The sequence below is a fragment of the Paraburkholderia sp. genome, from assembly GCF_035501035.1.
Taxonomy (GTDB): domain Bacteria; phylum Pseudomonadota; class Gammaproteobacteria; order Burkholderiales; family Burkholderiaceae; genus Paraburkholderia.
The window spans coordinates 1-9,601 of sequence record NZ_DATJWR010000469.1 but is presented as its reverse complement, the minus strand read 5'-3'; the positions used below and the strand labels follow the sequence as shown (position 1 = coordinate 9,601).

Genomic DNA, 9,601 nt, shown 5'->3' with positions numbered 1-9,601 from the left:
CGGCTCACGCCGTTTCGCGAAGTTGGCTTTGCCGAATCGGGACTTTCGCTTTCGTTAATGCCCCGTGCGACGTGGGCCCAGGCTTGCACGCGCCTTTCACCGACGACCGTGCGCGTCAGGCCTCGCCGCGCAGATGCGCCGAAGCCTCGTCTTCCACACGCTGCCACAGCTCGAACGACATCGGCCGCTCGCCTTCTTCGAGCAGGTGGCCAACGAGTCCGATTGCGCGCGCCATCACGCCGAAGCCGCGCACGATGCGCCACGGAAAGCCGAATTCGCAGCAGATCGCGCCGATCGCACCCGTTGCGTTGATCGGCAGTGCCTTGCCCGACACGCGCTCTGCCTCGGCGCCGATCAGCTGCATGAGCTTCACGTAGCGCCCCGACATACCGTTCTGCGCGGCGAGTTCGAAAAGGCGCGGCGTGCGCGGATCAATGGGCTTGTGCAGCGGGTGCCCGAGGCCCGGAATCGGCGTGCCGCGTGCACGCCAGGCCGCGACCGTATCGACGGCGAGCTTTTCGAGGTCGTCGCAGGTGGCGTCGTAGGGGAGCGTCTCGGAAAGCATGCGGCACGCGCCCTCCATGCTGCCGACGAACACCGAGCCGAGCCCGCACAACCCAGCAGCCACGGCCGCCTGCAACGACTCGGGCGCGCCCGCGTACGTCATGCGCGCCGCGATAGCGCTCGGCGTCATGCCGTGCTCGACGAGCGTGATGACGATGGCATTGAACATGGCCGACTGCTGCGGCGTGGCGGTCTTGCCCGTGAGCTGCAGAAAGGCGAAGTCGCCGAGATTCATGTGGCCGAGCACCTCGTCGGGCAGGCTCTTGCCGCGCACGACGATGCGATCGGGCGTGCTATAGGCGATATCGGAGCGCACGAGCGGTTTCGGTTGACGGGCCATGGTAGCGATTCCTTCGTTATACAGCGTAGCGTTCAGCGCATTTGCGCACGTCCGTTGTTGAGCACGAGCACGTCGCGTTCCAGCGCGCACGCGCGAAAGCTCACCTCGTTGCCCTCGCGCCACATCTCCGTGCGGATCGTCTCGCCGGGATAAACGGGCGAGGTGAAGCGCGCGTGGAAGGCGACGAGGCGCTCCGGGTCGCTCGCGCACAGTGTCTTGAGCACCGCATGCGCGGCCACGCCCCACGTGGCGAGACCGTGAAGGATGGGCCGCTCGAATCCGGCCGCCCTTGCCACCTGCGGGTCGGCGTGCAGCGCGTTGTCGTCGCCGCAAAGGCGATAGATCAGCGCCGTTTCCGGCCGCGTAGGCAGATCGCAATGGTGGTCCGGCGCGCGCTCGGGCATGGGCGGCGGCGCGGGCGGCGTCTCGTCGCTCAAGCCGTTGCTGGCGCTGAAGCCGCCGTCGCCGCGACAGAACGTGAGCTGCGTGACGGTCGCGTAGTGCTCGCCGCTCGCCTTGTCCGTAATGCTACGCTGGATTTCGAGCAGTGCGCCCTTGCCCGCGCCCTTGTCGACGACGCGCGTGATGCGCGAGCGCCCGATCACGGTAGCGGCAGGCGGCAGCGGCTTGTGAATCACAAGGCTCTGCTCGCCATGCAGCAGGCGCACCCAGTCGATGCCCGAGCGCGGATCACGCGCCCAGAAGCCGGGAAAGCCGAGCACCACCGCGAACGTCGGCGGCACGCGCAGCTCCTTCTCGTAGACGAATGCCAGGTCATCCTGATCAACCGGATTCGCGCCGTAGCCCACGGCGAGGCTGTAGAGCATCGCGTCGCGTGCGGTATAGCTCTGCTCGATATCCTGGAACGGCCAATTGCGCAGGGTGTGATAGTCGATCGTCATGGCAGTGTGCGAAGTGAGGGATCAGGCGACTGCAGTCGGCCACTTGAAGAGCGGATCGGCCTTCTCGCGAAAGCGCTTCACCGCCTCGTGATGGAACCCGGTCGTGAACGCAATACCCTGCGCCGCCGCCTCGATTTCGAGCATCGTGCGCAGATCGCTGCCAAGCGACTGGTTCAGCGCGCGCTTGGCAAGACCAAAGGCAATCGGCGATGCGGCCGCGAGGCTCGCCGCAATCTGCGCGGCGCGCGCCCGCAGCGCTTCCGGCTCGACCACTTCGAGCACCGCGCCCATCTCTTTCGCCTGCGCGGCACTGATCTCACGCGCCGTGAAGACGAGATCCTTCGCGCGCGCGAGACCCACCACTCGCGGCAGCGTATAGAACGCGCCGCAGTCGGGCACGAGGCCCACCTTCATGAACGGCATGCAAAAGCGCGCGCGCGTGCTGGCGATGACGAAATCGGCCGCGAGCGCGAAGCTGAAGCCTGCGCCGTAGCACACGCCATCCACGGCCGCGATCACGGGACGATCGAGATCGATCAGCGTGCTCACCCAGCCATGCAGATCGTCGATGCGGTTGCGGCCCGCTTCCGCGCTCGTCACGCTCATGCCGCGCACGTCGCCGCCCGAGCAGAAGTCATTGCCCGCGCCGCGCAGCACGACGGCGCGCACGTCGCGGTCAGCGCGGATGCGCTGCACCGCTTCGAGCAGTTCCACGCGCATCTCGCCGTTGAGCGCGTTCTTCGCTTCGGGGCGATTGAACGTGAGCGTCGCAATCCCCTCCTCGATCTCGACCAGCAGCGTCACTTCGCTCATGCGCTCACCTTTTCGTTTGCAAGTTCGGCCAGCGCCTTGTCGAGCGCCGTGATGACATGGATCGGCTCGACGCCCGCGAATTCGACATCCGTGCGGGCAAGGAACGCCTCGATATGCGCCGCGCACGCTTCGCGCGTGGCGGCGAGTCCGGTGAAACCGTCTTCGAGCCAGGCGACCGAAGCCAACGGACGCGGATGCCAGTCGCCATTGACGATGGCCTTGACCACGGTGCCTTCGCGCACGAGCAGGCTCAGCCAGATCAGCCCTGCGGGGGCTTTTTCGCGCCCGCGCACGATACGATCGCCCGCAAGCGTGAGTGGCGCATAGCGTGTGGCCTCGCTCTTCTCGTGGAACCAGCTCTCTTCGTGCAGTTCGCGCTCGTATTGCCGGGCGAAAGCGAGCTCGTCGCCGGCGAGCGCTCCCGGCTCCAGCACGACTTCGCCGAACGTGCGACGCACGCACGCGCGCACCCACGCGGAGAGTTCGTCCGCATTCACCTCGCGGCCCAATTCCTGTTCCAGATACGTGTAGCGCGAGCCGAGATCCTTGTACTTCTTGTCCTTCACCTTCTCGGGCGCCATGGGCATCGCGCGCGCCGCGATGGCCGTGTCGATGGCCTTCACGTTCAGCAGGATGCGAAACGTCAGCACGCCGCCCTCGATCTTGAGCGAAGTGGCCACGAGCTTGCGCCCATCGATCTCGACGTCGTTGAGCGGCCGGTAGGCGGCCTGCACGCCGAACACGTCGTGCAGCGCCTCGGCTACATGCCCGAGTATGGTGGGAAACGCCTGCGCCGCCGTATCGGGCACGCCGGGCAACCCGAGCGGCAGATAGAACGCGAGAAATGCCGAGCCGCGCCCCGCATAGATCGCGCCGCCGCCGTTCACGCGCCGCCGCGCCAGCACGTTGTTGCTGCGGCAGAAAGCAAGATCGAGCACCTGGTTGGGATCTTCGTTCACGCCCACCGTGATGCTGTCTTCGTTGAAGATGTTTAGATATACCGTGGGCGGCGCGAGCTTTTCGGCCACGGCACGCTCCACAGCCGGCGACACCGAGATCGAAAAGTCCGCATAGCTGTGGTTGCCGACAAGAAGGCGCCACGGCGCCGCGCTATTCGTTGTGCCTGCATTCATGTTGTCTCTCTCCGTGTATCTTCGACGAGCGCCTCGCCTTCAATCTTCGCGACGGGCTCGATCCCGTCCGCATGGATCAGCGTCTGGCGTTTGAAGCGCTCGGCGATGGCTTCGATCGCCGCGTGCCCGGGCGCTCCTTCCACCTGAAGCGTGAGTTGGTCGCCGCCATGGTCCTTCCGGCCGATCACGAGACGATATGCGCCGGTTGCACCTTCCACGCCCAGCAGCACGGTCTTCAGTTCGGACGGGTACACCTTCACGCCCTTGATCTTCACCATCGAATCGGCACGCCCGAACACCACGCGAGGCAACGACACCGTGCGCCCATGCACGGGCGCGGTACGTTCGAGCACGGTGAGGTCGCCGGTGCGATAGCGCACGAGCGGCTGCAACTCCTTCTTCAGATGCGTGAGCACGAGTTCGCCGCGTTCGCCTTCTGCTACGGGGGCACCGGTATCCGGATCGATGACTTCGGCATACAGAAGTTCGTCGAACACGTGCACACCTTGAGAACCGGGAAACGTGCGCGCAACGGGCAAGCACTCGGAAAGCGAGTAGCTGTCGATCAGCAGCGCGCCCGGCATCGCCTCGCGCACCCGCGCGTAGAGCGCGGCGTTGCCCGTGAACGCTTCACCGCCCGCGAAAAACACGCGCGGCACCGGGCATCCCGCTTCGATGAGCTTGAGCGCGTGAGACGGATTGCCGGCCAGCACCGTCACCCCACATTGCCGTGCGACACGCGCTGCGCGCTCGGTCTCGCCCGGGCCGTGTGGAATGCATGCCACGCCGCGCGCCTCCATCTGGCTCTGGTAGAACAAGCCCGCGACGAACAGGTGATAGCCGAAAGTCACCATGCACACGTCGCCGTGGCCGATGCCGCAGGCGTCGAGATGCTGGCCGCATGCCGCTTCGATTGCGCGCAGGTCGGCCGCGCTGTGCAGGATGGGCACGAGCGTCGCGCCCATCGGCGTGAGATGGACACGCACCGGCGGCACCTGTGGCGCAAACGCGCCGTAGCCTGGGCGAGCCATCTCGGCCACCAGTTGCGCGCGCGACATCAGCGGCACGCGCTGCGCGAACTCGGCCGCACTCGCCACACTACGCGGCAGGCGGCCCGAATAGAACGGGTGCGTCTGCAGCCGCGCCAGCTGCGCGTTGAGCAAATCGAGCATCGTCTCCTCCTTGTCTCCTTTGTTGCGGACGCTGCGCCGCTGTGCTCAGGCTGCGCGCTCGAAAATCGCTGCAATGCCCTGCCCGCCTCCCACGCACATCGTTTCCAGACCGTAGCGGCCCTTGCGACGCTGCAGTTCATACAGCAGCGTCGTGAGCATGCGCACCCCGGTCGCGCCGATCGGGTGACCGAGCGAAATGCCCGAGCCATTGACGTTCAGGCGCGATTCGTCGTGCCATCCCCAGCCCTTGAGGACGGCGAGCACCTGGCACGCGAAGGCTTCGTTCAACTCGACGAGATCGAGTTGATCAAAGCTCAGTCCGGTCTTTTGCAGCAGCTTCTGCACGGCGGGCACCGGGCCGATGCCCATGGTCGCGGGCTCGCAGCCCGCAGCGGCCCAGCCGGTCAGATAGCCGAGCGGCGTGAGGCCAAGCTTGTCGAGTTGATCCTCGGCCACGATCAGGCAGGCGGCCGCCGCATCGTTTTGCTGGCTGGCGTTGCCCGCCGTGACGGTGCCGTCTTTCATGAGCGGCTTGAGTTTCGCGAGCGAGGCCTCGCTCGCATCCGCGCGCACGCCCTCATCGCGTGCGAACAACACCGGGTCGCCCTTGCGTTGCGGCACCGCAACCGGCACCACTTCGCCGGCAAAGCGGCCCGACTCCCAGGCCGCTGCCGCGCGCTGGTGGCTGCGCACCGCGTACGCGTCGGCCTCCTCGCGCGTGATGCCGTATTCCTTTGCCAGGTTCTCGGCTGTCTCGATCATCCCGGAGATGTAGCCGAAACGTGCTTCGGGCTGCGAACGTTCGCGGCCGCGCTCGAGCCGGTCGTGCATCCTCACCGAGCCCGAACGTGCGCCCCAGCGCATGTCCGTCGTGTAGTACTCGATGTTGCTCATGCTCTCCACGCCGCCGGCCACGACCACGTCCGCGGCGCCGCTTTGCACCATCATCGCGGCTGTCACCACTGCCTGCAGGCCGCCGCCGCAGCGGCGATCGAGCTGCATGCCCGGCACGTGGACCGGCAGCCCGGCTTCGAGCGCGGCCCAGCGGCCAATGCAGGGCGTTTCGCTGTTCGCATACGACTGCGCGAAAACCACATCCTCGATGCGCTCCGGGTCCACGCCACTGCGCGAGATGGTTTCCCTCAGCACCGTGGCCGCCAGCGTCTCGACCGACACGGGCCGCAGGCTGCCCCCGAAAGTGCCGACCGGCGTGCGCACCGGCGCAACTATCGCTGCTCTTCTCATTTCGGATTCCTTTATATGTTGCGTGGTTGTCCATCCCTGCGCAGCATGCACGCCCGGTCAAACTGTCACGGCATCGCGGCTCGCGTGATGCGACTGCGCCAGCGCTTCGCGGCACTCGGGCGGCGCGATGGCGAGCATGCGCTCCACGCGTTGTGCGAGCGTGAGTCCTCGCAGATCGGCCACACCGTGTTCGGTCACGATCACGGCCGCGTCGCTGCGCGGCGTGCTGACCGGCCCCGACAGATGCGCGACGATGCGGCTGCTGTGGCGCGCGCTCGAAGCGAGCGCGACAATCGCCACGCCGCCGCGCGAGCGCGACGCGCCACGCATGAAGTCGAGCGCGCCACCCACGGCGCCTACATAGCGTCCGCCCGCTGCCTCCGCATTGACCTGCCCGGTCAGATCGACTTCGAGCGCCGAGTTGATCGCCACGAAGCGATCGAGACTGCCGAGCACATCGATGTCGTGCGTGTAGGCGGTCGAGCGAAACTGGATCTGCGCATTGCGATGCGCGTGCGCGTAGACCTTGCGCGTACCCATCATCGTGCCGGCGACGCTTACGCCCCGATCGCGCGACTTGCGCGCATTGGTGACCACGCCCGCCTCGATCAGGTCGACCACTGCATCCCCGATGGTGCCGCTGTGCACGCCAAGCTCGCGCCGGTCGCGCAATTGACCGACGATGGCCTCGGGCAGCGCGCCGAGCCCGAACTGGATCGTCGAGCCGTCTTCGATCAACGAGGAGGCGTGCTGCGCGATGCGCCGCTCGATTTCACCGGCCTGCGTGGCCGGCGCCTCCAGAGGCGCGCGGTCGGTATGGACCAGAACGTCGAAGTCCCCGGCGCGCAACGTGCGCTTGCCGTAAGTCCACGGCGCGGCAGCGTTGACCTCCGCGATCACGACGCGTGCGCTGTCGATGAGCGGCACGAGGTATTCGTGCGCGATGGAGAGGCTGTAGTGGCCCGTCTCGTCGGCGGGCGCGACCTGCAGCAGCAACACGTCGATGCGATTCGGACCACTCGTGAGCACGCTGCGAAACTGCGAGTAATGGCACGGCAGGATGTCGAGCACGCCCGCGCGCTCGAGCCGCCGGTTCGTGCCCGAAGCACCGTAAGCAACGAAGTCCACGCAATCGGCAAAGGCGGGGTCGAGCGTGCCGGACCACGACGAACCCACGAACACGCGAAAGCGGCCGCCTGGCGCGCGGCGCTGTGCCATCAACAGCTCCGTGAGCGTGCATGGCTCGGCGCCACACTGGCCCCATGTGACCGTATCGCCGGGACGCACGTACTGTGCGAAATCGAGCTGCGCGACGTCGACGCTGCGGCCCGCGCGCGTGCCGTGCGTCATCAAACCGGGTCCCAGCTGAAGACGTCGGCGGATACGTCGAGCGAATGGAACGATTTGCGCAGCGCCGGCATGGCATGCTCGGCGATCGTCTCCGGCGTCCAGCCTTCGCCGCGATGCACCGAGCGCAGCGGGCGCGGCTGGCTCATCAGGAAAATCTCGTTGTTACGGACTGCGAAAATCTGTCCCGTCACGTCCGCAGCCTGCTCGCTCGCAAGGTAGACGGCGAGCGGAGCGATCTTCGCCGGAGTCATCTGCTTGATCTTCGCGACGCGCGCTTCCTGTTCCGGCGAATCGACCTTGATCGAGTTGATCATGCGACTCCAGGCGAACGGCGCGATGCAGTTCGAGCGGATGCCGAACTTCTCAAGGTCTAGCGCGATCGATTTCGAGAGCCCCGCAATGCCGAGTTTCGCCGCGCTGTAGTTCGCCTGCGCAAGATTGCCGATCAGGCCGGACGTGGACGTCATATGCACGAACGCCCCACTGCGCTGCTCCTTGAAATGGTCGGCTGCGGCGCGCGAGACGTAGTACGAACCGTAGAGATGGACCTTCAGCACGGCGTCCCACTCTTCTTCGCTCATCTTGTGGAAGAAGCGGTCGCGCAGGATGCCCGCGTTGTTTACCACGCAGTCGATACGGCCGAACACGTCCAGCGCGTTCTGCACGATGTGCGCGGCGCCCGCCGGGTCGGCCACGCTGTCGGTGTTCGCGGTGGCCTGGCCGTCGAAGGCCCTGATCTCGTTCACTACGGCTTGCGCGGGGCCGTCGTTGTGGCCCTCGCCGGCAAGCGAAGCACCCACGTCGTTCACCACGACCTTCGCGCCGTGGCGCGCCATCATCAGCGCGATATCGCGGCCAATGCCCCCGCCCGAGCCTGTCACCACCACTACCTTGCCTTCCAGCATTCGTTGCGTCGTCATCGTTCTCGCTCCTCCAGCCCGCTTAGTGCCGGGCACTCATTCGTATTGAATCGTCGCGTGATAATCTGTGCCGCTCGAGTCGCAGCTTGACGTATCGGGTACAGCTGCACAATTTGGATATGCCGAATGCCCATTTCGGCCAGGATTAACCCGTGCTATCGCTAATGGCGCGCTGAACGCTGCGGCGCAATAATGCTCGGGGTCTGCTCGCCTGCCTGCTCGCCACTCAATCACGTGGCGAGGGCATGAGCAGCCGCAAATGGAGACAGGCAGGCCAACCCATGCATTTCGATCTCGTCGACCTGAAGCTCTTCACTCACGTGGCCGAGGCAAGCAGCCTCACGCGCGGCGCGGAACGCGCGCACCTGTCGCTGCCCGCGGCGAGCACGCGCATCAAGAATCTCGAAGAACAGGTGGGCGTCAAGCTCTTGAGCCGCACGAGCCAGGGCGTGACGCTCACCGGCCCCGGCGAAACGCTGCTCGCGCACGCGCGGCGCGTGCTCAAGCAGCTGGAGCAACTGAGCGGCGACTTGCAGGAGTACTCGCAAGGCGTGAAAGGCCACGTGCGCGTGTTCGCGAACACCACGGCGATGAGCGAGTTCCTGCCGGCCGTGTTGCGCACCTACCTCATCAATCATCCCGATGTGTACGTGGACATTCACGAGCGTCTGTCGCCCGACATCGTGCGCGCGGTGCAGGACGGCTCCATCGACATCGGCATCGTGGCGGGCAATGTGCGCACCGAGGGCCTTCAGGTCCTGCCGTACCGGCGCGACCGGCTGGTGCTCGCCACCGCGCTCAGCCATCCACTCGCACAGGCGCGCGAAATTGCGTTTGCCGACACGCTCGATTACGACTTCGTCGGGCCGCCCGACGAAAGCGCGATTTTCTCGTTCTTGAAGCGTGCTTCTTCCGACCTGCAGCGCGCCATACGCTGGCGCATCCAGCTCGGGAACTACGAGGCCGCGTGCCGCATGATCGAAGCGAACATCGGCATTGGCGTGCTGCCCGAGGGCACGGCTCGCCGCCACGCACAAACCATGTCGCTGAAGATCGTGCCGCTCACCGACGAATGGGCCGTGCGCAAGCTGCAGATCTGCATGACCGAGCGCGACGCGCTGCCCCTCTTCGCGCGCAAGCTCGTCGATCTGCTCGTGGCCGA

9 protein-coding genes are annotated in these 9,601 nt (G+C 66.2%); 1 reads left to right on the top strand and 8 read right to left on the bottom strand.

The window, feature by feature from the left end; all coding sequences use genetic code 11:
• Positions 1-115: 115 nt before the first annotated feature.
• The 8 genes from VMJ11_RS32610 to VMJ11_RS32575 are packed head-to-tail and all read right to left on the bottom strand — an operon-like array spanning position 116 to position 8,424.
• Positions 116-904, bottom strand: coding sequence for a citryl-CoA lyase (locus VMJ11_RS32610; RefSeq protein WP_325625186.1), 789 nt, complete (start codon positions 902-904; stop codon positions 116-118).
• 32 nt (positions 905-936) lie between these two features.
• Positions 937-1,806 (bottom strand): MaoC/PaaZ C-terminal domain-containing protein, encoded by an 870-nt coding sequence (locus VMJ11_RS32605; protein ID WP_325625185.1) that lies wholly within the window; start codon positions 1,804-1,806, stop codon positions 937-939.
• Between the two features lie 21 nt (positions 1,807-1,827).
• A complete protein-coding gene (locus VMJ11_RS32600) occupies positions 1,828-2,619 on the bottom strand; it encodes an enoyl-CoA hydratase/isomerase family protein (protein ID WP_325625184.1) in 792 nt (263 codons plus the stop codon).
• A complete protein-coding gene (locus VMJ11_RS32595) occupies positions 2,616-3,752 on the bottom strand; it encodes a lipoate--protein ligase family protein (protein WP_325625183.1) in 1,137 nt (378 codons plus the stop codon). The genes VMJ11_RS32600 and VMJ11_RS32595 overlap by 4 nt, the downstream gene beginning before the upstream one ends.
• Positions 3,749-4,924, bottom strand: coding sequence for a hypothetical protein (locus VMJ11_RS32590; RefSeq protein WP_325625181.1), 1,176 nt, complete (start codon positions 4,922-4,924; stop codon positions 3,749-3,751). Before VMJ11_RS32590 ends, VMJ11_RS32595 begins: the two co-directional genes overlap by 4 nt.
• Positions 4,925-4,969: 45 nt before the next feature.
• Entirely contained in the window at positions 4,970-6,169 is a 1,200-nt protein-coding gene (locus VMJ11_RS32585) for an acetyl-CoA C-acetyltransferase (protein WP_325625180.1), read from the bottom strand.
• A gap of 57 nt (positions 6,170-6,226) precedes the next feature.
• The gene (locus tag VMJ11_RS32580) at positions 6,227-7,519 is read right to left on the bottom strand and encodes an acetyl-CoA hydrolase/transferase family protein (RefSeq protein WP_325625178.1); all 1,293 of its coding nucleotides are present in this window, start codon (positions 7,517-7,519) and stop codon (positions 6,227-6,229) included.
• The gene (locus VMJ11_RS32575) at positions 7,519-8,424 is read right to left on the bottom strand and encodes an SDR family NAD(P)-dependent oxidoreductase (RefSeq protein WP_325625188.1); all 906 of its coding nucleotides are present in this window, start codon (positions 8,422-8,424) and stop codon (positions 7,519-7,521) included. Before VMJ11_RS32575 ends, VMJ11_RS32580 begins: the two co-directional genes overlap by 1 nt.
• A 296-nt stretch (positions 8,425-8,720) precedes the next feature.
• On the opposite strand from VMJ11_RS32575, the gene VMJ11_RS32570 reads away from it, so the two are divergent.
• The coding region (locus tag VMJ11_RS32570; protein ID WP_325625187.1) for a LysR substrate-binding domain-containing protein at positions 8,721-9,601 on the top strand (881 nt) is incomplete at its 3' end.